General features: G+C 65.5%; 18 protein-coding genes. 9 read left to right on the top strand and 9 right to left on the bottom strand.

The window, feature by feature from the left end:
• Positions 1-61: 61 nt before the first annotated feature.
• The 7 genes from RBA41_RS17760 to RBA41_RS17730 form a co-directional block, all read right to left on the bottom strand.
• Positions 62-1294 (bottom strand): argininosuccinate synthase, encoded by a 1233-nt coding sequence (locus RBA41_RS17760; protein WP_306625501.1) that lies wholly within the window; start codon positions 1292-1294, stop codon positions 62-64.
• Positions 1295-1329: 35 nt separating this feature from the next.
• Positions 1330-2262: an ornithine carbamoyltransferase gene (argF, locus tag RBA41_RS17755; RefSeq protein ID WP_306625499.1), complete on the bottom strand. Its 933-nt coding sequence runs from the start codon at positions 2260-2262 to the stop codon at positions 1330-1332.
• 152 nt (positions 2263-2414) lie between these two features.
• Entirely contained in the window at positions 2415-2879 is a 465-nt protein-coding gene (locus RBA41_RS17750) for a hypothetical protein (RefSeq protein WP_306625497.1), read from the bottom strand.
• A gap of 69 nt (positions 2880-2948) precedes the next feature.
• Positions 2949-5786: an ATP-binding protein gene (locus RBA41_RS17745; RefSeq protein ID WP_306625495.1), complete on the bottom strand. Its 2838-nt coding sequence runs from the start codon at positions 5784-5786 to the stop codon at positions 2949-2951.
• A gap of 112 nt (positions 5787-5898) precedes the next feature.
• Entirely contained in the window at positions 5899-6813 is a 915-nt protein-coding gene (rsgA, locus tag RBA41_RS17740; protein ID WP_306625494.1) for a ribosome small subunit-dependent GTPase A, read from the bottom strand.
• The gene (locus tag RBA41_RS17735; protein WP_306625492.1) at positions 6810-7142 is read right to left on the bottom strand and encodes a 4a-hydroxytetrahydrobiopterin dehydratase; all 333 of its coding nucleotides are present in this window, start codon (positions 7140-7142) and stop codon (positions 6810-6812) included. The genes rsgA and RBA41_RS17735 overlap by 4 nt, the downstream gene beginning before the upstream one ends.
• The gene (locus RBA41_RS17730) at positions 7139-8401 is read right to left on the bottom strand and encodes a M48 family metallopeptidase (protein WP_306625491.1); all 1263 of its coding nucleotides are present in this window, start codon (positions 8399-8401) and stop codon (positions 7139-7141) included. The genes RBA41_RS17735 and RBA41_RS17730 overlap by 4 nt, the downstream gene beginning before the upstream one ends.
• A 47-nt stretch (positions 8402-8448) precedes the next feature.
• On the opposite strand from RBA41_RS17730, the gene orn reads away from it, so the two are divergent.
• From orn to RBA41_RS17700, 6 genes are all read left to right on the top strand, one after another.
• The gene (gene orn, locus RBA41_RS17725) at positions 8449-9033 is read left to right on the top strand and encodes an oligoribonuclease (protein ID WP_306625489.1); all 585 of its coding nucleotides are present in this window, start codon (positions 8449-8451) and stop codon (positions 9031-9033) included.
• 157 nt (positions 9034-9190) lie between these two features.
• Positions 9191-10039, top strand: a complete 849-nt coding sequence (locus RBA41_RS17720; RefSeq protein ID WP_306625487.1) for an aldo/keto reductase — start codon at positions 9191-9193, stop codon at positions 10037-10039.
• Between the two features lie 119 nt (positions 10040-10158).
• Entirely contained in the window at positions 10159-12240 is a 2082-nt protein-coding gene (locus RBA41_RS17715; RefSeq protein ID WP_306625485.1) for a hypothetical protein, read from the top strand.
• Positions 12241-12340: 100 nt separating this feature from the next.
• Positions 12341-12514 (top strand): hypothetical protein, encoded by a 174-nt coding sequence (locus RBA41_RS17710; RefSeq protein WP_306625484.1) that lies wholly within the window; start codon positions 12341-12343, stop codon positions 12512-12514.
• Between the two features lie 195 nt (positions 12515-12709).
• Positions 12710-14041, top strand: a complete 1332-nt coding sequence (locus tag RBA41_RS17705; RefSeq protein ID WP_306625483.1) for a PDDEXK-like family protein — start codon at positions 12710-12712, stop codon at positions 14039-14041.
• A gap of 152 nt (positions 14042-14193) precedes the next feature.
• On the top strand, positions 14194-15378 hold the full coding sequence (locus RBA41_RS17700; protein ID WP_306625482.1) for an HPP family protein: 1185 nt from the start codon (positions 14194-14196) through the stop codon (positions 15376-15378).
• A gap of 68 nt (positions 15379-15446) precedes the next feature.
• Here RBA41_RS17700 and RBA41_RS17695 read toward each other — a convergent pair whose 3' ends face one another.
• Together RBA41_RS17695 and RBA41_RS17690 are read right to left on the bottom strand one after the other, a co-directional pair.
• Entirely contained in the window at positions 15447-18890 is a 3444-nt protein-coding gene (locus RBA41_RS17695) for a hypothetical protein (RefSeq protein ID WP_306625480.1), read from the bottom strand.
• 92 nt (positions 18891-18982) lie between these two features.
• Positions 18983-19672: a UPF0149 family protein gene (locus tag RBA41_RS17690; protein ID WP_306625479.1), complete on the bottom strand. Its 690-nt coding sequence runs from the start codon at positions 19670-19672 to the stop codon at positions 18983-18985.
• A 92-nt stretch (positions 19673-19764) separates the two neighbouring features.
• Between RBA41_RS17690 and RBA41_RS17685 the strand changes: the two genes are divergently transcribed.
• The 3 genes from RBA41_RS17685 to RBA41_RS17675 all read left to right on the top strand — a co-directional run bounded on the left by RBA41_RS17685 (position 19765) and on the right by RBA41_RS17675 (position 24922).
• Positions 19765-20769: an SrkA family protein kinase gene (locus RBA41_RS17685; RefSeq protein WP_306625477.1), complete on the top strand. Its 1005-nt coding sequence runs from the start codon at positions 19765-19767 to the stop codon at positions 20767-20769.
• Between the two features lie 132 nt (positions 20770-20901).
• Positions 20902-24132, top strand: coding sequence for a coiled-coil domain-containing protein (locus tag RBA41_RS17680; protein WP_306625475.1), 3231 nt, complete (start codon positions 20902-20904; stop codon positions 24130-24132).
• Positions 24133-24202: 70 nt separating this feature from the next.
• Positions 24203-24922: a substrate-binding periplasmic protein gene (locus RBA41_RS17675; protein WP_306625473.1), complete on the top strand. Its 720-nt coding sequence runs from the start codon at positions 24203-24205 to the stop codon at positions 24920-24922.
• Positions 24923-25184 lie beyond the last annotated feature (262 nt).

Here is a 25184-nt window from a genome sequence, read left to right as displayed (position 1 = left end):
GACCGCGCCGGCCGGCGGGCGCGCGGCCCACCGGGGAGAGTGTTGCGAGGCTTGTGAGTGCTTACTGGCCGCGCTTTTCGCGGGCCACGGCGGCGATGCGCATGCGCAGGGCATTGAGCTTGATGAAACCGCCGGCATCGGCCTGGTTGTAGGCGCCGCCATCTTCATCAAAAGTAGCGATGTTCATGTCGAACAGCGAATCGGTCCTGGAATCGCGCGAGACGACGATCACGTTGCCCTTGTACAGCTTCATGCGAACCCAGCCGTTGACGGTCTGCTGGGTGTGGTCGATCAGGGTTTGCAGCGCGACGCGCTCGGGCGCCCACCAGTAACCGTTGTAAATCATCGACGCGTAGCGCGGCATCAGGTCATCCTTGAGGTGGGCCACTTCGCGGTCCAGGGTGATCGATTCGATGGCGCGGTGGCCGCGCAGCATGATGGTGCCGCCCGGGGTTTCGTAGCAGCCGCGCGACTTCATGCCGACGTAGCGGTTCTCCACCAGGTCCAGGCGGCCGATGCCATGCTTGCCGCCCAGGCGGTTCAGTTCCGTCAGCACGGCGGCCGGCGACATGCGCACGCCGTTGATGGCCACGATGTCGCCTTTTTCGTATTCGAGGTCCAGGTACTCGGCCTGGTCGGGCGCCGCTTCCGGGCTGACGGTCCAGCGCCACATGCTTTCCTCGGCTTCGGCGCTCGGGTTTTCCAGATGCCGGCCTTCGAAGGAGATGTGCAGCAGGTTGGCGTCCATCGAGTAGGGCGCGCCGCCGTTCTTGTGCTTCATGTCGACGGCGATGCCGGCATCTTCCGCGTACTTCAGCAGTTTTTCGCGCGACAGCAGGTCCCATTCGCGCCACGGGGCGATGATCTTGACGTCCGGCTTGAGCGCATACGCGCCCAGTTCGAAGCGCACCTGGTCGTTGCCCTTGCCGGTGGCGCCGTGCGAAATCGCGTCGGCGCCGGTGGCGCGCGTGATTTCGATCAGGCGCTTGGCGATCAGGGGACGGGCGATCGAGGTGCCCAGCAGGTATTCGCCTTCGTACACGGTGTTGGCGCGGAACATCGGGAATACGAAGTCGCGCACGAATTCTTCGCGCACGTCGTCGATATAGATATTCTCCGGCTTGATGCCGAACTTGATCGCTTTCGCGCGCGCCGGTTCCAGTTCTTCGCCCTGGCCCAGGTCGGCGGTGAAGGTGACGATCTCGCACTTGTAGTTATCCTGCAGCCACTTGAGGATGACCGAGGTGTCCAGGCCGCCCGAATAGGCGAGGACTACTTTTTTGATGTCGCTCATGGAAATTCCAATCTTGGGTTGACGATGGTGTGTTGTTATTCCGCGCTGCCGGCAATCTGGCCGAGCAGCAGGTATTCGATCAGCGCCTTCTGCACGTGCAGGCGGTTTTCGGCCTCGTCCCAGACCACCGACTGCGGTCCGTCGATGACCTCGGCCGCGACTTCCTCGCCGCGGTGGGCGGGCAGGCAGTGCATGAAGAGCGCGTCCGGTGCGGCGCGCGCCATCTTGGCGGCATCGACGATGTAGCCGTCGAAGGCTGCCAGGCGCGCCGCGTTTTCCTTCTCGTAGCCCATGCTGGTCCACACGTCGGTGTTGACCAGATGGGCGCCCTGGCACGCGTCCGACGGGTTGTCGAAGACGGTGAAGCGGGAGGTCGACACCAGGGAGTGGTCGATGTCGTAGCCCTTCGGAGTCGATACGTTCAGGTGGAAGCCGAACACTTCGGCCGCCTGCAGCCAGGAGTACAGCATGTTGTTGGCGTCGCCCACCCAGGTGACGATCTTGCCGGCGATCGAGCCGCGGTGTTCGACGTAGGTGAAGATATCGGCCAGCACCTGGCAGGGATGGTGTTCGTTGGTCAGCCCGTTAATCACCGGCACGCGCGAATGGGCGGCGAAGCGCTCGATGATGTCCTGGCCGAAGGTGCGCACCATGATGATGTCGCACATGCGGCTCATGACCTGGCCGGCGTCTTCCACCGGCTCGCCGCGTCCGAGCTGGCTGTCGCGGGTGTTCAGGTAGATGGCGGCGCCGCCCAGCTGGTGCATGCCGGCCTCGAACGAGAGGCGGGTGCGGGTCGAGTTTTTCTCGAACACCATGACCAGGGTACGGTCGATCAGGGGATGGTAGACCTCGTAGTTCTTGAATTTTCGCTTGATGATCCTGGCGCGTTCGATGACGTACTCGAACTCGGCCAGGGTGAAGTCGGAAAACTGGAGGAAGTGCTTGATCGGTTTATTTGTAGACATAGACACAACGATTGAATGCGTGAGCCGCGCGCGGCCGGGCCCTGGCGTAGGGTTGCGGATCAATTATAAGGGTTTTGATAATTTGCCGGGGGCAACCCGGAAAACCGCACCGGCGCCACCCGGCCAATTCATCCCAACCCCGCCTGCGCATGTCAATTCCCGAAATAGCGTCTGGCCTTGGCCGAGAATCCAAATGCGTAGATCCACCACGCCATCAGTGCCGGAGACAGGATCGTGCGGCCGACGAAACCGCCGCTTCGTTGGGTCTCATTGGCGTACTGCGCCGTATCCGGTATGAAAAACAGCGCGGCCGTCAGCGCCCCCATGGCGAGCACGGCGAGCCAGCGCCCCCACTGGCGCCGGCGCACGACGCCGAGCAGGATGGCGCCGCCCAGCACCAGGATGCCCAGGCGTGCGGCGATGCCCTCCACGACGCGGATGTGCTCCTGTGGCTGATAAGAAACAATGAATCGTAAGAAAGCGACGGTGCCGATCGCGTGAAAGATCATCGTCGCGCCCAGGATGAGCAGAAGTAGCCAGACGGAAAGCGGGCGCTTCCTTGTCGGCAGGGTGATGTCCGCCGTGGAGCTTGCCGGGGTTTGGTAGGGATTGTTCATCCGGTCACTATAAGTTCAATCAATCTCCGTAGCAACTACTCCCGTTCACACGGCAGGCGCGCTGCCGCCTCAGTAAATCGCCGTCACGTCCGCTCCCGCATGCTCCGGCGCCGTCAATGGCAGGTCGAGCACGAAGCTGGTGCCGTCCTGCGCATTGCTCACCACCGTGATCTGCCCGCCCAGCAGCGAGGTGACGATGTTATAGCTGATCGACAGTCCCAGCCCGCTGCCGCCCTGACCCAGCTTGGTGGTAAAAAACGGATCGAAAATCCGGCCCAGGTGCTCGGGCCGGATGCCGCCGCCGTTGTCGTGGAACTCCACCACTACCCGTCCCTCGGCCGGCATCGATGCGGTCAGCGTCATGCTGCCGCTGTGGCCCGGCGCAAACGCATGCAGCAGCGCGTTGTTGATGAAGTTCGTGATGACCTGGCCGAACGGCCCCGGATAGCTGTCCATCCCGATCGCGTCCGAGACGTCCATGTCGATGTTGTGATTGGCCGCGCGGATGCGGTTCATCATGGTGGCGATGATTTCGTGGCACACCTGCTGCAGGTTGAAGAAGCGGCGCTGCTCGGTGGTGCGGTCGACCGCCACCTGCTTGAAGCTGTTGACCAGGTCCGCCGCGCTGGTGAGCCCGCGCAGCACCAGCGAGGCCGCCTTCTGCGAATCGGTGATGAAGGCGGCCAGCTCGGAGCGGCGCAGGCCCGGCCCGTTCATCAGCGCTTCGATTTCGGCGGTCTTTTCCTGCATCGTGCTGGCGATCAGCAGGCTGTTGCCGATCGGGGTATTGAGTTCGTGCGCCACGCCCGCCATGAGCGAGCCCAAGGCGGCCAGCTTTTCCTGCGACACCAGCTGCGTCTGCGCATCCTGCAGCTGGCGGTAGGCCTCGGCGTTATCGAGCGCGATCGCCCCGTACGCGCACAGGGTGCGGAAAATCATGCGCTCGTTCTCGCCATAGGCATGCGATTGCGGTGCCTGCACCGTCATCACGCCGATGGCGCGCTCGCCCACCGACAGCGGCACGAACAGCGCGCTCATATTGACCATCGTGCCCGGCACCACCTTGCGGTGCTCGGCGTCGGGCCAGTGCTCGATATAGATTTCGCGCCGCTCGTCGAGGCAGCGCACCGAATAGGCGTCGCGCTTGGACAGGGCAATGGCGTGACTGGGCAGCTCGCGCCCCAGCTCCACGCCAAACGCGCGGTGAAGCACGGTGCCGGCGGCGTCGATCAGGTAGATGGCGAAGGTGCTGGCGGTGAGCAGGCCGTGGATGTGGCGGTCGAGCGCCTGGAACACGGCGGCGGCGTCCAGGTGGGCCGTGATTTCCTGGCCGATGGCCGACAGGCGTTCGAGCGTGGCGCTGGTGCGCTGCAGGATTTCGGCGCGCCGCGCTTCCGATTCGGCCAGCTCGCGGTGGTGATAGCCCTCGCTGCGCGCGTGCTCGGTCTGGTGATGCACCTGCATGGCGATGGCGCGGTTGGTCGCTTCCTGGCTGTGGGTCTTTTCGCGCGAGCTGGACGCCGCCAGCGCCACCTCGTAGGCGCGCGCGTAGTCGCCGGCGGCCGCGTACTCGCGCGCCATGGCGTCGTACAGGTCGCCCGGCACCGTGTAGCCTTCGATGGTGGAAGCCACCGACAACGCCTGCTGCAGGTAGTGCAGCACCGGATTCGGTTCGACCATGCCGGGCGGCGGCGGCAGCACATGCTGGGCGTGGATGAGGGCCATCACGCGCAGCGCGGCGATCTGGTTGTAGGCGTAGCCGGGGGCGGCGGCCATGGCGGCGGCGTCGGCGGCCACCGCGATGGCCTCATTGGCGCGGCCCAGGTGCGACAGCGCATGCGCCTGGCCGCGCCGCGCGATGCTGCGAAAGTCGGCCTGGTCGAGCGCTTCGGCGCGCGCGGCCAGGCGCGTAAAGGCATCGAGCGCGCAGTCGTAGTCGCCCTGGTCGAGCGACAGGTCGCCCAGGTATTGCAGGGCGATGGCGTAGCTGCGCGCGTTCTCCAGCGGTTTCAGGATGGCCAGCGCTTCCTGCAGCATGTCGTGGGCGGCGTCGAGCTGGCCCAGGCGGCGCAGGGTGTCGGCGCTGTGCATCAGGCAGGCGCCGACGCTGCGCGGCCAGCCGGTGGGACGCGCCAGTTCGAGCGCGCACTGGACCCATTCGAGCGCCGAGTGGTGGTCGTTGAGGATGGTGAAGTCTTCGCCGATATTGGTGGCGGCGGTGATGGCGGCGCGCACCTGGCCGGTGTCGAGGGCCGACTCGTAGCAGCGCATGTAGTGGCTGGCGGCGGCGCCGAAGTCGGCCGCCTGGCTGGCGGCCAGGCCGAGGAAGTCGTTGACCCAGGTGGCCAGGGACGGGTGCAGGCGGGTGCTGTCGGCGTCGAAGCGCTCGCCCCAGCGGGCAATCGCGCTGACGGGGTCGCGCAGCACCGCCCAGCGCGCGAGGGCCGCTTCGGCCAGGTCGCAGCGCAAGGTGTCGCCGCCCTCGCGGGCGCTGGCGGCGGCGCTGGAAAAGGCGGCGTCGCTGCCGTCATGGTCGCCGCGGTCGACCGCGATCCAGGCCAGCAGCCAGTGGGCGTCGGCGCAGCCGGCATGGTCGTTCAGGAGGGTGAAGCGGGACAGCAGTTCCTGGGCGTGGGTGCAGGCCAGGTCGAGGGCGCCGTCGAGCCATTCGCATTCGGCGTGCAGCAGGTGCATGCGCGCCTCCAGGCTGGCGCAGTGGTCGGGCGGGAGGTCGGACAGGGGCAGCTGGGAGAGCGCTTCGCCGGCCAGCATCAGGGCGCGGGCCGGATCGCGCTGGCGCAGGTGCCAGGCCAGCGGCAGCAGCACCGGCAAGCGTTCCATGCCGCGCAGCGAGGGCAGGGCGGACTCCCATTGTGCAACGTTGACATCGACGGTGAACATCTCCATTGCCGGGACCCCTTTACGATGGTGTTGCCATTGTATGCTGAAAAGGGGACCAACGAACTAACGGAAACGACGAGCTAACGGAACGATGAGCTGCCGGCGCTGTGCGCGGCAATCAGTACAGCGTCTGCGCCGACTCGTGCAGCAGCTGTCCGTACAGCGTGTGGCGGAATTTGGCGATTTTGCCTTCCGCCACCGCCGTCAGGATCGCGCACTGCGGCTCGATCAGGTGGCGGCAGTTGTAGAACTTGCAACCGCCCAGATACGGCCCGAACTCGACGAACGCGCGTTCCAGCATCCCTTCGCTCAGGTGATACAGCCCGAACTCCTGGAACCCCGGCGAGTCGATGATCGAGGCATGCCCGCCCAGCGAATACAGGCGCGTGAAGGTGGTGGTGTGCTTGCCGGTGTCGAGCGCCGCCGAAATCTCGCGCACCGCGATATCGGCGTCCGGCACCAGCAGGTTAATCAGCGACGACTTGCCCATGCCCGACTGGCCGATGAAAATCGACGATTCCCCTTCCAGCAGCGGCATCAGGGTGGCCACCGCGTGCTCCGGATTGGCGCGCGCCGACACTTCGTGCAGCGGGTAGCCGAGCGAAGTGTAGGCCAGCAGGCGCTCGCGCGCCTTGGGCAGCAGGTCGGCCACGTCGGTCTTGTTGAGGATCAGGTGGGCCTCGATGCCGGCCGCTTCGGCCGCCACCAGCGAGCGCGAAATCAGGTCGTCGGCAAAGCCCGGCTCGGTCGCCACCACGATGAACAGGCGGCTCAGGTTAGCCGCCAGCAGCTTCGATTTGTACTGGTCGGAGCGGTACAGCAGCGTCTTGCGCTCGGTGATCGATTCGATCACCGCCTGGTCGTCCGACGTCATCTTGAGGTTGACCACGTCGCCCACGGCGATATTGGTCTTTTTGCCGCGCGTGACGCATTGCAGCTTGCGTCCGTCCACGTCGGCCAGGTAATGGCGCCCGTGGGCGGCGATGATGATGCCGGTCAGGCCGGTGGCCGCCGGCACGCCCGGGCCGCTCATGCGCCGCTCCGCTGGTCGTACAGCGCGCTGGCTTTCGCCGCGCAGATAAAGTCGTTGTCAGACAGCGCGCCGCCGGCCGAATGGGTGTTGTAGCGCACTGCGCACTCCTTGTAGGTGACCGTCAGTTCCGGATGGTGGTCCTGATGGTGGCTGATCCAGGCCAGCGCGTTAACGAAGGCCATGGTGTCGTAATAATTCTTGAAATTGAAGCTGCGCTGCAGCTTGCCGTCGGCGATGGTCCAGCCGGGCACCTGCGGCAGCAGGGCGGCGATGGCGCCGGCATCGAGGGCGGCGGCGTTGGCGCCGCAGGTTCGGGTAAGCAGGTTCATCGGACCGCCAGGTTGAGTTGATGGATGCGGATGCTGGCCGGCGGATGCGAGTCGTAAAAGGTCGAGTGCAGCCGGTCGGGCGTGAGCGTGGAAGCGTTTTCTTCGTACATCTTGACCAGCGCCGAGATCAGGTCGCGCGCGTCGGTGTGGGTGGCGGCGAAGGCGTCCGCTTCAAATTCGTGCTTGCGCGAACTGATCGAGGTCAGCGGCGAGAACAGGAAGGTGAACACCGGCAGCACCAGCATGAACAGCAGCAGCGCCACGGCGTCGTTCGGCACGCCCGGCATCGGATCGAAACCGAGGCCGCTGTAGAACCAGGTCTGGCTCTTCAAATAGCCGAGCAGGGCCAGGAAGGCCAACAAGAAGACCGACATCATCATGGTGCGCTTGCGGGTGTGGCGCAGCTTGAAATGGCCCAGTTCGTGCGCCAGCACCGCTTCGATTTCGGGCTCTGTCAGGTTGGCGACGAGCGTGTCGTAAAACACCACCCGCTTGGCGGGGCCGAAACCGGTGAAATAGGCATTGCTGTGCGAACTGCGCTTGGAGCCGTCCATCACGAACAGGCCCTTGGAGGCAAAGTTAACGCGGGTCATCAAGCCTTCGATGCGCTGGCGCAGGCTGGCATCCGTCAACGGTTCGAACTTGTTGAACAGCGGCATGATCACGGTCGGGCTGATGATCATCATCAGCCACATGAAACCGATCACGACCATCCAGGTGTACAGCCACCACAGGTCGCCGCTTTTTTCCATCAGCAGTAAGACCACCCAAATCAGCGGCACGCCGAACGCGAGGGTCAGGCCCGTCATTGTCAACGTATCCGTGATCCACAGGCGCAGGCGCATCTTGTTGAAACCGAAGCGCTGTTCGAGCACGAACTGGCGGTAGTAGTCGAACGGCAGGTCGAGCACGCCGCTCACGGCGGCAAAGGCGACAAACAGGCCGATCTGGAAGGCGATGCCGTTGCCGGTGTGCGGGAGCAGGGCGATGGCCAGCCATTGCAGGCCGCCGAGCAGGGTAAAACCGATCAGGACGGCGCTGCTGAACAAGAGGCTGAGCAGGCCGAAGTGGATCTTGGCGGCGGTGTAGTCGGCCGCCTTCTGGTGCGCGCTGAGCGGGATTTTTTCGGCAAAATCGGCCGGGACCGCGCCGCGGTGGGCCATCACGTGGCGCAACTGGCGGCTGGACAGCCAAAAGCGCAGTACCAGGGACAAAATGAAGAAAGAAACGAACAATATCGAAAACGCGAGTGAAGACATTCTGTGCCTGTGAGAAAATGCAGGATTGTTTAGGCCAAGAGAGAATTATGTCACATGCCACTGATTTAGCAGCACCGGCCGCGTTACCGCGCCCAAATGAGTTCAACCTGGTTTGGGTGGACATGGAAATGACGGGCCTGGAGCCCGATACCGACCGCATCATCGAAGTGGCGGTCGTCGTGACCGACATGCACCTGAACATCCTGGGCGAAGGCCCGGTGTTCGCCATCCACCAGTCGGACGAGACGCTCGACAAGATGGATGCGTGGAACAAGGGCACCCACGGGCGCTCCGGGCTGATCGAGAAGGTCAAGGCCTCGACCGTGACCGAAGCCGAAGCCGAAGCGCAACTGATCGCCTGGCTGAAGAACTACGTTCCCGCCGGTAAGTCGCCCATGTGCGGCAACACCATCTGCCAGGACCGCCGCTTCATGGTGCGCGGCATGCCGAAGCTGGAAGCGTTCTTCCACTACCGCAACCTGGATGTGTCGACTCTGAAAGAGCTGTGCAAGCGCTGGAAGCCGGAAATCGTCAGCGGTTTCAAGAAGCACCAGAAGCACACGGCGCTGGCCGACATCGTCGAATCGATCGAAGAGCTGCGCTACTACCGCGAGCATTTCATCAAGCTCTAATCCGCCTTGTTGTCGCCCCGGCCGTCCTGGCCGGGGCATGCCTGTTCCCCCTGTTGTATTCCGCGCTGCGCCGCCTGTGGCGGGCTGATGCCCATGAGCCGGGAATGGCTTTTTCCTCTAGAATGATCTTTACGCAACAGCGATGGGATCTTGCGACATGAAAACTGTAACGATGCGGTCCGGACGCCTCATTCCCGCGCTCGGACAAGGTACGTGGAACATGGGAGAAGACCCGGCGCGGCGCCAGGACGAGATTGGCGCGCTGCAGCTGGGCATGGATCTGGGCATGGGGCTGATCGACACGGCCGAGATGTATGGCGAAGGCGGGGCCGAGGAAGTGGTGGGCGCGGCGATTGCCGGGCGCCGCGAGCAGGCGTTTATCGTCAGCAAAGTCTATCCGCACAATGCCGACAAGCGCGGCGTGCGCGCCGCCTGCGAGCGCAGCCTGCAGCGCCTCGGCACCGACCGCATCGACCTGTACCTGCTGCACTGGCGCGGGGCGGTGCCGCTGTCCGAGACGCTCGACTCTTTCCAGGCGCTGCAAAAGGACGGCAAAATCGGCGATTTCGGCGTGAGCAATTTCGACCTGGGCGACATGCTGGAAGCCGAAGCCTTGCCCGGCGGACGCGGCATTGCCGTGAACCAGGTGCTGTTCAATCTGGTCAAGCGCGGGATCGAGTGGGATTTGCTGCCGTGGTCGCGCAAGCATGGCATGCCGGTGATGGCGTATTCGCCGCTGGAGTCGGCCGGCCGCGAGCGCGAGCTGCTGCTGGGTAATCCGGCGCTGGTGGCGGTGGCCGGCCGGCACGGCTGCACGGCGGGGCAGATCGCGCTGGCGTGGCTGCTGCGGCAGGACGGGGTGGTGGCCATTCCCAAGGCGGCCGATCCGGCACATGTGCGCCAGAACCGGGCGGCGGCCGACGTGGTGCTCAGTGCGTTCGATCTGGAGGACCTGGACCGGGCGTTTCCGCCGCCAAAGAAGCGCCAGGCGCTGGCGATGCGCTAGGGCAGGGTCGACGCAGCTCAGGGTTGGGGGCGGGGAACCCGGCAGCATGTGAACAGAACAATTTGAACAGAACAGCATGGCAGCGCGCTGGCGACGCTTCTATCCACAAGGAGAACGATATGGTCAGAATCGTGCGCGTGGTTGGCGAGCGCGGCAAGGAAGTCGGCTCCATCCTGTGGCGCTGCGTGTACAGTTTCAGCCTTACCTTGCTGTGTTCCGCCGGGCTGGCATTCATTCCCCAGGGCAGCGAATCGCTGCGCCTGGTCAGCGATCCGGGCTGGACCTTTCCCATATTCATTTTCGCCGTGGCCAGCTGGTCGACCGCGGCCTGGTACAGCGCGCGCCTGACCCTGGGCCGCGTGTTCGACGGCACCTCCCTGCTGGACCGCACCGACACGCCGTTCGTCAACGCCATCCGCATGTGGCTGCCGCGCTTTCTCGGCATCGTGCCGGCCAGCGTGCTGTCGATCCAGTTCCAGCGCCTCGGCGAGCCGGTGCTGGCGCTGGCCTGCTTCCTCACCGCCTTCGCCATGGGCGTGTTCGTGGTCAAGCGGCGCGCCTGGTTCGCTTCGCGTTTCCGCGGCTTCGAGGGAGAGACCACCGCGATCCGTTTCGAATCGCTGCAGCAGCGCACCGTGCTGACGGTGTCGCTGGCCATCCTGCTCACCTTTATTCTGCTGTCCGCCGTGTGGATATGGCCGGTCGAAGTCACGCGCTATATCACCGCGCCGGCGCTGCTGTGCTTCGCGTTCGCCAGCTGGATCCTGTTCGGCGACCTGGTGCTGACCTATTACTTCAAACAAGCCAGGCTGCCCTCGATGGCGGCGCTGCCGCTGCTGCTGTTCGTCGTGTTCAGCCTGTGGAACGATAATCACCAGGTCAAGCTGCTGCCCACCAGTGCGGGCGATCCGCCGGTGATCCGGCGCCAGATCGACAATCACCTCGATGCATGGCTGCAAACGCGCGTGGACAGCGGCGCGCTGGTAGCGGGGCGGCCATTTCCCCTGTTCGTGGTGGCGGCCGAGGGCGGCGGCATCCGCGCCGCCTACTGGACCGGCATGGTGCTGGCCAGGCTGCAGGATGACAGCGGCGCGCGCTTCGGGCGCCACCTGTTCGCGCTGAGCGGCGTGTCCGGCGGCAGCCTTGGCATCGGCGCGTACGCCGGGCTGGTGGCGGACGCCGGCAGCGGCGGCCTGGCAGGCGCCCCGTGTGCGGGCGGCGCGCGCGATGGCGCCTACCAGACCTGCATGCGCAAGGTCTTGCAGCGCGACTTCCTCTCGCCGACCCTCGGCTACGCGCTGTATCCGGACATGCTGCAGCGCTTTTTGCCATTTGCAATCCCGGCGGCGGACCGGGCCCGCGCGATGGAGGCAGCGTGGGCGCAGGGCTGGGAAAGCGCCACCGGCAGCGAGCGCTTCGGTCGGCGCTTCGACCAGCTGTGGGCCGCCGACCCTGCCATGAACGTGCCCTCGCTGCTGCTCAACGCCACCCTGGTCGACGGCGGCAACCGCATCATCGCCAGCGACCTGGTCATCGATGGCAGCTTTCCCGATGCCTACGACGCGCTCGACCCGGTGCTCGACCTGCGCCAGATGAGCCTCGCCACGGCGGTGCACAACAGCGCGCGCTTCAGCTATATCAGCCCGGCCGGCACGGTGTCCGCCTGCCGCGAGGGCAAGGCGCTGGTGGCGTGCGCGCCGGGGCGCGAACGGGCGCCGTGGGGGCGCATCATCGATGGCGGCTATTTTGAAAACTCCGGCGTCGAATCGGTGCGCGACCTGCTGTTCGCGATGCGCCCGGCGCTGGCGCGGTGGCGCGAACGCGGCTACGACATCGACCCGGCCGTGATCGTCATCAGCAATTCGCCGGACGCGATCGCGCCAAGGGACAAGCAGGACCCGGCCGGCGCGCGCATGGACACGACATTCCTGTCGGAACTGCTGGCCCCGCCGCTGGGACTGTTCAACACCCGGATCGCGCGCGCCACCTTCGCCGTCACGGCGGAGAAGCGCGACATGGCGGTGATCCTGCCTGCCGGGCCGACCCGCTTCCTGTGGTTCGGCATGCCGACCAAAACCCACACGCCGCTGGGCTGGGCGCTTGCCGGCCCGACCTTCAGAGGCATCGATACGCTGCTTGAGCCGCCGTATGACAACAGGCGCCCCTTCGACGTCGTGTTGAAAAGTTTGCCGCCGCCGTAATCTGTGCCGCAGGAAATTAATTCCCGCTTACGTGGGGTGGCGAACGGAACTATTGGCGGGAAGGGCGTATTGTTGTGTCTCAAACAAACAGGAGGCTCTTATGACCAAGCACACCAACGACCCAACTGAGCAGCAACAGCGCGAAGATCAGCAGGTTCAGCAGGATGCCACCAAGAACCGCCAGCGCGCGCAAACGGAAGAAGTCGCCGGCAACCACAAGAACGACGGCGTCAAGGATCACCAGGGCGCCGACAAAGGCCCGCGCGGTCAATAAACCGCCCCGGTAATACCACTCATCGGCCCGGCTCGCTTTCCTTCACAGGATCGCATGCCGGGCCGATGTGTTTTAGGGGGGCGGTAATTCAGATGAACGGTATGTTCACCCGGCCGCAAGCAAATCCTTCCCTTCTTCAAATTAACATGCACGTGCTAGCATGCAGGCGTCCTTGACGTTGCGGAAGCAATTAAAATGAAGCCTGAAGATTTATATAAATTCTTAAGCGATCCTGATCTGACTGCGCTGATCGAAACAAGCAAGACGACGGATGACGTGTTCGATGTCTTCGATTTGTATGAAAACCAGCATTCCGAACTTCTGGCATGGTGCATGAACCCGAACGAGGGGCATGGCCAGGGAGATGCGGTGATCAAGGACTTTCTCGAAGCGGCTTATTACGCCTGCGACAATACAATCTGGGATAACAAGAAGTTTTTCCAGGCATGGACTCCCGGAAAAATCCGGACCACCAGCTTTGGTGCCGCTTTCGTGACACGGGAATTTACCTTGAAAGTGGAAAATGGCACGAAAACGGGCCGCCTGGACTTGTTTCTGGTCGACCCACAGAATAAATTGCTCGTTACTATCGAAAACAAGGCTGGCGCGAAGTTGGCGGCAGAGCAGCTTGACAAGTATGTGCAGGCTGTAAAGAGCAATATCGCCTCGAAGAAGGCGTTTGCCGACTACCAGCAGGCCTACGTTGTCCTCGACCGCGATTTAAGCGAATATGCCGATGAGGATCTTTGCAAGTTAAGCAAGCGATGGGCGCTGCTCGACTATACATGGTTGTCCGCCTCCGCCAAACGCGCCCGCTTCCAACTCGAACGGGGCAGCCGCTCCGCCCAATTACTGGTAGCCTATTGCCAAAGGCAGACCGACTGGGAAAGCGAGGCGGAAAAGCGCGCGTCGGAGCTCGCGATTAACCTGGCAATCGCTCATCCAACGGTCTTGGAGACCATGCGGGTTCTGGATAAACAGTCGATTTGCGATTGGAAGCCGCTTGAGGGCCACTCTGGAGAATTAATTATTTTCCTGTCTCAGCACCACAGCGCCTGTGAAAAAATCATTGCGACACGTGGCGTGGCAATGCTGGTCAAACAGCTGGTCAGGGCAGTTCCTGAATTAACGCCTGACTACATCGGCACCGGCCGGAAATGGCTGACTGCCTTTCCGCCGGAGTGTCGCGACCTGATGCAGCCGGACGAAGAGGCCGACTGGCCCGTCTACGCCGATCTTTTCCGGGTTGCCAAATTGTCGCGTCCGGACGCACCGCGCTATAACCTTCATCTGGTCTGGGTCAGGAATGCTTTCGATGCGACCCGTTTCGACGAACCGGTCCTGCGCTCTCATTTCGCGAACATGTTTGTCGGCTTATCAACGTTTGTCGATTCAAACGTCAGGCGCATACTGATAGCGGAAAACATGACTCCCGAAACTGCGATCGGCGAAGTCAAAAAGCTGCTTGCGGTGCTGAGTGCATGTATGCGCAGTGTTCCAAAAGCGGACATTGCCATATCGCCTTAGCGTCGCCCCAGCCGAAGCCGTGCCGATCAGTTCTGGTGGCCGCAGCCGGGAAAGCGCAAATCCACCAGTCAAATGCACGAAAATAGTGCGTCCATGCACCTTTTTAGCTCATCTGTGGTGTAATTGCCGCTTCCCCGTTATTGTTTTCCCCCATGTCCGACCCGCGCGCCGCCTGGCTCACCGCCTTACTGCCCCCGCCCAACAGTGCCGGCCGCCTTGAGCAATGGCGCGCCAGCGTGGCTGCCTTCCTGGCGCTGATCCTCACCGGTGTGCTGTGCACCTGGACCGGGGGCGCGGCCGGCCTGTGGCTGATCGCCCCGATGGGTGCGTCCGCCGTGCTGCTGTTCTGCCTGCCCGCCAGCCCGCTGGCCCAGCCGTGGGCAGTGATAGGCGGCAACGTCGTCTCGGCGCTGGTGGGCGTGGCCTGCGTCAACACCGGCCTCGCGCCCCAGGTCGCCGCGCCGCTGGCCGGCGGCCTGGCGATCGCCGCCATGTTTGCGCTGCGCTGCCTGCATCCGCCGGGCGGGGCGGTGGCGCTGACGGCTGTGCTGGCCGGTCCCGCCGTGCACGAACTCGGCTTCGGCTTTGCCGTGACCCCGGTGGCGCTCAACTGCGTGCTGATGGTGGGAACGGCCCTGGCCGTCAACAACCTGACCGGACGGCGCTACCCGCACCGCCAGCAATCGGCGATGCAGAACGTGCACGACACGCTTGACGCGGTGCCTACGGCACGCCTGGGCTTCAGCAGCGCCGACCTTGACGGCGTGCTGGAGCGGTATGGGCAAGTGCTCGACGTCAGCCGCGACGACCTCGAAGGCATCATCCTGGCCACCGAAACGGCGGCCTACGGACGCCGCTTCGGCGTGATCCGCTGCGGGCAGATCATGTCGACCGACGTGGTCACGCTCGAATTCGGCACGGCGCTGGCCGACGCCTGGGGCCTGATGCGGCATCACCAGGTACACGCGCTGCCGGTGCTGAACCGGGCGCGGCGGGTAATCGGCATCGTCACCCAGACCGATTTCCTGCGCCACAGCGACCTCGACGTGTACAAGGGATTGGGGAAACGCTTGCGCGCACTGCTGCAGCGCAGCGGGCTGACGCATTCGGACAAACCGGAAGTGGTGGGGCAGATCATGACGGCCAGGGTGGCCACGGCGCATGTGCGCACGCCGATCGTGGAACTGGTGCCGCTGATGGCCAACGCCGGCCTGCACCACATTCCCGTGGTCGACGACGAAGACCGGTTTGCCGGCATCGTGACCCAGTCCGACCTGGTGGCGGCGCTATATCAGAGCCGGCTGGCCGAACTGGCCGAGCTGGCGCCGGCGGCGTAGGGCCGGCGCCGTCCGGGCGCCGCCGCGGGCGCGCTCCGCACCGCCACCCGGTTCAAAGCCAGCCTTGGCTATGTCGGGAAGTGGGCGCGCTCGACCCGCAGCAGCTCGCCGACGTCGATCATCAACTCCTTCGCCTTTGTGGCAAGGGTGTCGATACCGACTGGTGCGCCGCTTGAATCGACCCAGACACCACCGACAAGGCGCCAGTTCGCCGTTTCCAATTGATAGGCAAGCACCTCGGCGTCGCGCCATTGAAGGTAACGCAGGATGCGCTCGGGCGCGAGCTCGTCGAGCGCGGGCAGTGGCGCGGCCGCGGCGGCCGCGGGCGCCCTGGAGGAATGCGCGGTGCGCGCCGGCGCTATCGCGCGCGCACCAGGCGACAGAAATTCACGCGGGTCGCGCAGGAAGGCTCGGGTGTCGGCGCTCATGTTGAGGCCGAGTACCTCGTTTGCGCCCCGCAGATCCTCGTACATCGCCAGTAGCTGCCGGTCCTGCGCCCCCATCGCGATGGCGGTGATCGGCGCCGTGCCCGTCAGATCGATCAGCGAGCCTTGCTGCAAATGGTCGCTACCGCTCTGGCCCAGCTTGACGGTACTCGACGCGACCATCGATACTGAAGGGGGCAGCGAGCGCAGGAATTCGGCGCTGAACGGATCGGTATTGGTCGCGTCGAGCATCGTCGTTGGCATGGCGCTGCTGGGCGCGGCTGCGCTGTCGACCATGGTCTCGTCGTCTTGCACCGGCGGCGGCACGGCAAGGTAGGGTGCGGTCGTGTCGATCCGCACCGGCCTGGCCTGCTTGCGCGCCGTTGTCGAGGCCTTCTTGCCGCCCCGCCCGAGGCCGGGCTTGTACGCCGGTTTCAGGGCTTGTCCGACCCTCGGTGTCTCGTAATACACGCTCGGTGTGGCGGAGAAATCCACGCTGCCGCCAGCCGCGCTGGACGGCATGTGCGCGAGCGTGCCGTTGAAGATCGCCTGTGAGCCGCTGTCGGCGAAATGGACCCGTGGCTGCCGATCCGCCGATGCCGGCGCAGCGCCGGAGGCCAGGATGCCTCTGACCCGCGCGGTCGCTTCGGCCAGCGGATCGCGGTCGGCGTGGGCATTGACTGCGGCGGCCAGCACGTAACTGGCTTCCATGATGGTCTCGGTCGCGTTGCGCAGGATCGAATGCGCGTCGCCCCGCCCACGGACCCCGGGAGCGCGGCTGCGCAGGGCCGCCAATGCCCTGGAAGCGGCTGCCCGCAGGTTGCGCAATGCCTCGTGCGCCAGGTGCGCGAATGCTTGCGTCGGGACCAGGTCGAGGCTTCCGAGCAGGTGCGCCGCGAACATCGCCGCGTCATCGAGATCGGCCTGGATGGGCAGCGCCGTCGCCGCGGCGTCCGCCAGCCCGGCGGCCGCATCGAGGTGGGCGTGAAGCGCGGTGCTCGCCTGGTCGCGCATGGCTTGCAACTTCTTCGAGCGCTCGTCGCGCAAGCCCTTTTTCGGGTCACGCTTGCCGAGATCGTCTGCTCGGCCCTCCGTCACCCATGTCGCGTAGGCGAGGATGTCGCCTTCGGCCAGCAGCATGGCCTGGTAAACGCCGGCATACTTGCGTTGTTCGCTGGTGGGGTTCCAGGCGCCATTGTCGATGCTGATCAGCGGGTCGGCCGGCGCGGCCGCCGCGCTGCTCGTCGAATGCGATGAGGAAGCCGGCTCGGCGGCCGCTGTGCTGCGCGCCAATGCCGTTGCGAGCACGCCCACATCGCGATCGAAGCTGCGCAGGGCGGCAGCGAGCGCCTCCAGGTATTCGGGCGGCTCGCTGCCGAACGACAGCCGGAGCGACTCGCCGGTATTGGAGACGGTGGTGTCGAGAAAGCCGAAACTCTGCCGTATCTGCAATCCGAGCGGAATCCCGAGCCTGGCCGCGTGAACGCTTGCGCGACCGGCGAAATACGCCTGCAGCCATTCGACGACGCGCTCCCGCATACCGTGCCCGGCCTTGCCGAGGAACAGCGACCTCAGATGGATCGTGAGGCTGGTATTGCCCGGGGTGTGATGAAGCCTGAGATGTGTCAAGTCGCCGCCCAGCATCGTCACCAGGGCGTCCGCCATCGCGCTCGAGCGCGATGTGCGGCGCAGGATATATGACTGCGAGCTGCGCAGTGCTTCGTCTGCGGCGGTGGCGGGGTAAGGCATGACGCCGTCGTCCGGCTCGGCGATCAGCAGACCGAGCTCGGTAATGGCAAGGTCGCGCTGCGCCGACAAGGAGAACGCTGGCGCTGCCGATGCTGACGACGACGCCAGGGCCGAGGGCGACGCCAATGTCGATGACGAGGACGACGACGATGCCAGTGCCAGTGCCGATGCCGGTACGGATCGGAGCGCGCTGGAAGCGCCTCCTCCTGCGGGGAGCGCTGCCGTTGAGGGCAAAACCTGCGGCAACTCTGCGAAGCGCGTGCGCGTCATGCTTGTCTGCATGAGCGAAGCATTGCCGGGCCGCAGTCCGAGGCTGCTTAAGGAGGGGCCAGTTGCCGCATATTTTTCGTTTTTATTGGTCCGCCAGCGTTTTTTCAGTTCGGGCCGCGAAGCATCCTGTGCCGCCTTGCCATCGTAGTTTCCCGCCATCGTCAAGAGCGGGTGCTCCGCCTGGCTGCGATAGTACTTGTCGGGCTGAAGGGCTTGGTAGGGACCTGTCTGCCGGGTCTCGGGCGAGAGCAGGTCCAGCGGCACAAACGAGGCAATGTTGTGTCGCGCCGTGGCGGCCGCCGCCAGTGCGGCCGACTCGTGTGAAGCGGCGGAGGGGTGACTGGCCAGGTCGGCACTGGCGGCCTGATGGTAGCCGTACCACTCGTCGAAGGCGCCGGGTGGCGCTGCCGACGCGGCCGTGGAAGCAGAAGGGAGCGCGGACGGTGACGATGACGCGGCAGTCGTGCCGCCGCCGGGGTATTCGTGGGCGTTTTCGCGGACACGCTTGCGCGTTTGTCTGGCGCGCGCGCGTTCCTGGGAACCGTTCAAGCCAATCCGCGCAAGCCCTTGGACCTGTTCCCAGCTCTCGTCCATGTCGCCGAAGTACCCAGTGGGTGACTCGGCCATGCGCACGATGAAGTCGACCAGCGCCGGCTCAATTCCGGCCAGCGCGGGTTCCCTGCGCAGAAGATGCGCATTCGATGCGTTCCATGTCGTGCCGCCCGCCATGAACCTGCCCTGCACGACAGGCGGCGGGGCGGCAGGGGGTGCGCGCGGTGGAACAACAGCGTTCGCTGGAACCCCGGGCGCAGGCCGGTTCGTGCGCTCGCGCGCCACGTCCGCCGGCAAGGTTTGCCGCTGCGCCAGGCCGTGGCTGGCCGCTCTTTGCATCAGGGCGCGAGCCTGATCGTGCCGTGGGCTGGCGCCCGCCAATGCCTGCAAGCGCGTTGTGTGCGCGCTGGTGTCGCGCCTGTCGCTAAAGCCGACGGGATCGCCTTGTGTCGCGGCGTGAACCGGACCGGCATCTTGCTGTACAGCGGGTGCAGTTGTCTGCGCCGTGCGTGTCATCCTTCCCTCCGCGATGTCGCGATCCGGTCAAGAGCTTATCGAGCGCCAGGGGAGAGCCGGCATGCAGACAGGCTGTCCCGCATGCCGGCTTGTTACTCGTCGGCGCCGCAGCACTTCTTGTACTTCTTGCCGCTGCCGCAAGGGCAGTCGTCGTTGCGGCCGACTTTCGGCTCGTCGCGCTTCATGGTGCTAACCGGAGCCTTGCGCAGCGGCACCCAGAAGCGGTGAATCGCCGGCAGGTTGGCCTGGATATCCAGGGCCAGCTTGTGGCCTTTCATCGGCGTATCGACTTCCTTCAGTTCTTCTTCCTCGATCTCGTCGGCGCCGAGCAGGTAGATCGGGCGCATCAGCGGTTCCAGGTCCGATTCCCAGATCGGATCCCACGAACCCGGGCGCAGTTCCATGCCTTCCCAGAAGCCCCAGCACCAGGCTTCGCCGTCGAGCAGCATCGTGCCTTCGTGCTCGGCTTCGCAGAACAGCGGCTCGAATTCCTTCGGCGCGACTTCAAACGTGACCAGCACTTCATTCATGAAGCGCATGATCAGTTCGATGATGCGCTCTTCTTCCTTGGCATTCTTGAACTTGGGGACGCTCTTTTCATCCTCGCCCCACACCTTCGGCAGCCACTCGGCCGGCATGATGGTTTCCGGACCCATCGCCACGGCGGTCAGGTAGCCGTGCAGGGTGTCCATGGTCATGGCGTCTTCCGCACTGCGGTCGGACAGGAGGAACTGGTCGAGTTCGTCGAATTCTTTTTCTGAGAGGGGCTGGTCGAGTTGCATGGCGTGCTCTTGTTGATCGTTGAAGCCGCTAGTTTAACGCGTTCGCGCACAGGGACGTACTGTTAAATGCGGCGCGCCGTACAATAGCGGGCATGACGACGCCATATTCCGACCCCGACACACCCGCCATCCACCCGTTTTCGAACCTGAGCCCCGAGTGCGTGCTCGACGCGCTCGACAGCGTCGGCCTGCGCGCCGACGGCCGCCTGCTCGCGCTCAACAGCTACGAAAACCGGGTTTACCAGGTCGGCATGGAAGACGCCGCCCCGGTGGTGGCCAAGTTCTACCGCCCCGAACGCTGGAGCGACGCCGCCATCCTGGAAGAGCACGCCTTTGTGCAGGAATTGACCGAACGCGAGATACCCGTGGTCCCCGCGCTCACGCTCGACGGGCGCACCCTGCACAGCTACGGCGGCTTCAGTTTTGCCGTCTTCCCGCGCCGCGGCGGGCGCGCGCCCGAGCTCGACGACCCGGCCGTGCTGGAATGGACCGGACGCTTCATCGGCCGCATCCACGCGGTGGGGGCCCTGTCGGGCTACACCGAGCGCCCGGCACTGACCATCGACACCTTCGGGTGCGAACCGCGCGACTTCCTGCTGGCCAACGACTTCATCCCGCCCGAACTGCTGGCCGCCTACACCAGCGTGGCCGAGCAGGCGCTCGACGGCGTGCGCCACTGCTACGCGCGGGCGGGCGAATCGGCCCAGCTGCGCCTGCATGGCGATTGCCACGTCGGCAACGTGCTGTGGACCCCGGACGGCCCGCACTTCGTCGACTTCGACGACAGCCGCACCGGCCCCGCCATCCAGGACCTGTGGATGCTGCTCTCGGGCGAGCGGCGCGACATGGTGCGCCAGATGAGCGATATTTTGGCCGGCTACGAAGACTTTGCCGACTTCGACGAGCGCCAGCTGAACCTGATCGAAGCGCTGCGCACCCTGCGCCTGATCCATTACTCGGCCTGGCTGGCGCGGCGCTGGGACGACCCCGCCTTTCCGGTCGCCTTTCCGTGGTTTAATACACAACGTTATTGGCAAGACCGCATCCTCGAACTGCGCGAACAGATCGCGCTGATGGATGAGCCAGCGCTGTGGTAACGCTCCTGTAGAGCAAAGCGGGGAATTGGCTGGTTTTTCCGCGTCTGATCCGTGCGCCGGTACGGGGCGACCTGACAGATAATCAACGTCAGGCCTTCCCATGCCGGGACGGTAGCCCAAGCGAGAACGACGATGGAATCCACACCAGCCCCGCACGACGATGCCAACCTGACCATCGCGCTGCCGCCCGACGGCGCCGCGCCCCAGGCTGCCGCTGTGCCCCCGGCTGCTGCTCCTGCCACGGAAGCCGGTCCCGACCGCGCCCAGTCCGAAATGCGCGCCATCCACGAAGCCATCGCCCGGGTCGAAGCCGAAGCCAAAGCTTCCTGCGCCGCTGAAAGCCGGGCCCACGCCGAAGCGCGCGCGCGCGGCCTGGCCGAGGAACGCGCCGCCATGGACGCCGCCGCTGCTGCTGCCGCCTTGCAAAACGCACAAGCCTCCGAAGAAGCCATCGAAGCCAACCGCGACCGCCTCGAAACGCTGCGCGCCGCCGCCCAGGCCAGCCTGGAACGCCTCGAAGCGGTGCGCCAGGAAACCGCCGAACTGCGGGCCCGGGTCGAAGCCGATACCCAGATCAAGCTGGCCGCCGAAACGCGCCTGAAAGCCGACGAAGAATCACGCCGCCGCGCCACCGAGCAAATCGCCGCCGAAGCCGAGCTGGCCGAACAGGCCGCGCGCGCCACCGAAGCGCTGCTGGTCCAGACCGAGCAGGCGCGCCTGCAGGCGGTCGAACGGGTGGCCGCGGTGCACGCCGCCCAGGAAGAAGTACTGCACATCGCCAACGCCGACGCCCGCATGACCACGCTCGCACGCGAACGCGAGCGCCAGGCCAAGGGGGCGCGCCACACCGCCGAACTGCTGGCCGACGCCGAATCCGAAGCGCTCGAACTGACCGTCCAGCGCGAAAAAGCCGACCAGATCGCCCTGGCGTCGGCCTTTGCCCGCGCCGTGGCCGAAGCGCGCGCGCTGGAAGAAGCACGTGCTCTCGCCCACATCGAACAGGAACGCGAAGCGATCGCCATCGCCCAGGCCGAGTCCGAACGCGTGGCTGCCCAGTCGATCCACCTGCGCCTGCAATCGGAAAAAGAACTGCGCGACGCCGCGCTGCATCGCGAACGGCTGGAAAAAATGGCTGCCGCCGGCGCCGCCGCCCGGCGCGACGCCGAAGCGCGCATCCTGACCGCGACCGAAGAACGCATCGAAGTCGACAAGCGCCTGCGCGAAGTGGCCCTGGCGCGCGCCAGGGCCGAAGACGACGCCAGCGCCGTCGTGCAAGCGAAGGTCGACGCCGAAGCGCTGGCCACGGCACAAGCGAACGAACGCGCCCTGGCCGACCAGGCCGCCGCCGCCGCCGCCCTGGCCGAAGCGGAAGAACAGCAACGCGCGCGCGTGCTGGCCGAAGAACGCGCCAGCCTGGCCCAGGCCGCGGCCGACCTGGCTGCCGCCGAAAACGCCTCCGAACAAGCCGCCGTGGCCTCGATCGCCGAACAGGTCGAGCTGCAGAGACGCGCCAGCGCACTGGCCGCCGACAAGGCGGCGCAAGCGGCCGCGCTGGCGCAGGCCGAGCAGGCTCATGCCGAAGCCGAACAAGCCGCACTGGCACAGCTGCAGGAGCGGCTTGAAGCCGAAACCCGCGCCGCCGAAGCGGCCCAGGCGCGCGCCGACGCCGAACAGACCGAAGCGGTGCTGCTGCGCCGGAAGGCCGATTGCGAACAGCGCCTGGCCGAGTCCAGGCAAATCGAAGTGGAAGCGACCCGCCTGCTCGCCGAACAGGTCGAGATCGACAGCGCGCAGGCCAGCGCCGCCGCCGACGCCATCGCCGCCCAGGCGCGCGTGGCGCAGGAACTGGCGCTGGCGCAAAGCGCGCGTGCCGAGGCCGAGCAGCAAACGCTGGCCATGGCTGAGCAGGCGCTGGCGCTGGCCGAAGAAACGCTGGCCAACGAGCGCGCCCGCGCCGAGAGCGAGCGCAACGCCCTGGCGCTGGCCGAACAGAACGCCGCCGAGCAGCGCCAACTGGCCGAGCTGGCAGCGAGCACGGAGCAAGCCAAGCGGATCGAAGCCGAAGCCACGCGCAACCTGGTGCAGCAGGCCGAAACCGAAAGCGTGCAGGCCCAGGCCGCCGCCGACGCCATCGCCGCCCAGGCCCGCGCCGCCATCGACCTGGCCCAGACCCAGAGCGCGCGCGCCGTGGCCGAACAGCAAAAACTTGCCTTGGCCGAACAGGCACTGGCCGACGAACGCGCGCGTGCCGACAGCGAAGCCGCCGCGCTCGCCCTGGCCGAACAGAGCGCCGCCGACCAGCGCCAGATGGCGGTCGCCGCCGCCTACGCCGAGCAAGCCAAACGGCTCGAAGCCGAGGCCACGCGCGAACTGGTGCAACAGGCTGAAATTGAAAGCGTGCAGGCGCAGAACGCCGCCGACGCCATCGCCGCGCAAGCGCGCGCCGCCGCCGAACTGGCCGAGGCGCAGCGTGAACGCGCCCGCTCCGAGCAGCAAAAACTGGCACTGGCCGAGGAAACGCTGGCGCAGGAACGCGCCGTTGCCGACAGCGAGCGTGCCGCCGTCATGCTGGCCGAGCAAACCCTGGCCGCCAAGCGCCAGCTGGCGCTGGCCGGTGCCGGGGCCGAGCAGGCCCGCCGTAGCGAAGCCGAGGCCGCGCGCGTGCTGGCGCAACAGGCCCAGGTCGAAACCGACCAGGCGGCACGCGCCGCCGATGCTGTTGCGGCCCAGGCACGGGTGGCGACCGAGCGCGCCCAGGTGCAACAGGTGCGGGCGGAAGCCGAACAACAGAAACTCAGGCTGGCCGAAGAAGCGCTGGTGCTCGAACGTGCCAGCGCCGAGACCGAGCGGGCCAGCGTCGAGACCGAGCGCGCCTCGCTGGCGCTGATCGAGCAAAAGCTTGCCACCCAGCGTCAGCAGCTGGCGGCCGACCAGCGCGCCGAGCAGGCGATTGCGGCGCGCCTGGCATCCGAACAGGCGGCCTGCCTGTCGGCGCGTGCGCGGGCTGAAGCCGAACACGAAGCGGCCAGCATGGCGCGCCAGTTCCAGGTTGCGCAAGAAATCGCCGCACTGGCCGCGCAAGACAAGCGCGACGCCCAGCGCGTGCTGCTCGACAGCGCGCAGGCGCAGGCCGAGATGCAGCGCAAGAGCGCGATCACCACCAAGGAAATGGCCGATGCCAAGCGCGAACTGGTGGCGCTCGAAATGCGCCGTCTCGAAGCCGATACGCACACCCTGATGGTCACCAAGCACGCCATCGACGACGAAAAACGCAACAGCGCCACCGATGCGGCGCAGCGTTCGACGTCGGCCACGATGACGCACCAGGTGCTGGGCCGCCTGACGGCGCCGGCCAAGGGCTGAGGCGGGCAGGGTATGCGTGGCGCAGAGGCTGCTCTTACGGTCCGCCTGCTGATGAGCTAAGATCGGCGGCATGACGAATCCCAAGTTACTCCTGGCCTTGCTGCTGTCGATTCCACCGGGATTGCAGGCGGCGGAGCTGTCGGTGCTGGTCGACACCAGTACCGACATGCCCATGGCACGCTTCGAGCGCGGGCGGCTGGTCGATGGGATCCACAAAGACATCGGCCAGGCGCTCGCCGGCGCGATGGGGCGTACGGCGGTGTTTGTGGCAATGCCGCGCAAGCGGATTGTGCGGGCGCTGGAAGATGGCAGTGCGGACGTGCTGTGCAGCTATGTTCCCGAATGGCTCGACGGATCGTTCCACTGGAGCCGGGCCTTCGTCCCGATTACCCAGGTGTTGATCACGGCGCGCAGTGCGGCGCGTCCGCGCAGCGTGGCCGACGTGTCGGGCAAGCCGATCGGCACCGTGCTCGGCTATTCCCATCCCGAGCTTGACGACATGCTGGGCGCGGGATTCATCCGCGACGAAGGTGTCAGCTCGCTGGCCAACCTGCGCAAGCTGGCGGCGGGGCGGTTGCAGCATGTCGTCACGGCCAAACTGTTTCTCGACTACCGCCAGAAGCTCAGCGACCCCGTGCTCGTGCTGCACCCGCCGCTGGAGGTCAAGAGCTATATGGGCCAGTGTGCGGTCTCCCCCAAGGGCAAGGTCACGCTGGCCGATGTCGACAAAGCCATCTCGCGCCTGATCTCTAGCGGCGCCATGAGCACCATCCTCGCACGCTACCAGTAGCGGCCGCTACCGCGCCGCCTCCCTTCACCCCAACCGGGGTCAGAGCTCTGACTTGCAATATATTTTTGTTTCCTAACCGGGGTCAGACCTCCGATTCGAAATTTTGTTAATCGGGCTGGTTCGCGCGTGCTTGACTTTATGCGTATTTGCGCGACGTTGGCGGTAGAAGCGTTAAATTTTGGCGCTTTTCGGTATCTCCAATTTTGCAAAGTTTCGAGACGGAGGTCTGACCCCGGTTAGGAAACAAAAAAGTTTCGAGTCG

The organism is Massilia scottii (assembly GCF_030846495.1).
GTDB classification, from domain to species: Bacteria; Pseudomonadota; Gammaproteobacteria; order Burkholderiales; family Burkholderiaceae_D; genus Telluria_A; species Telluria_A violaceinigra.
Note: the sequence above shows the minus strand (reverse complement) of the source record. Positions and strands in the feature narration are given on the sequence as shown.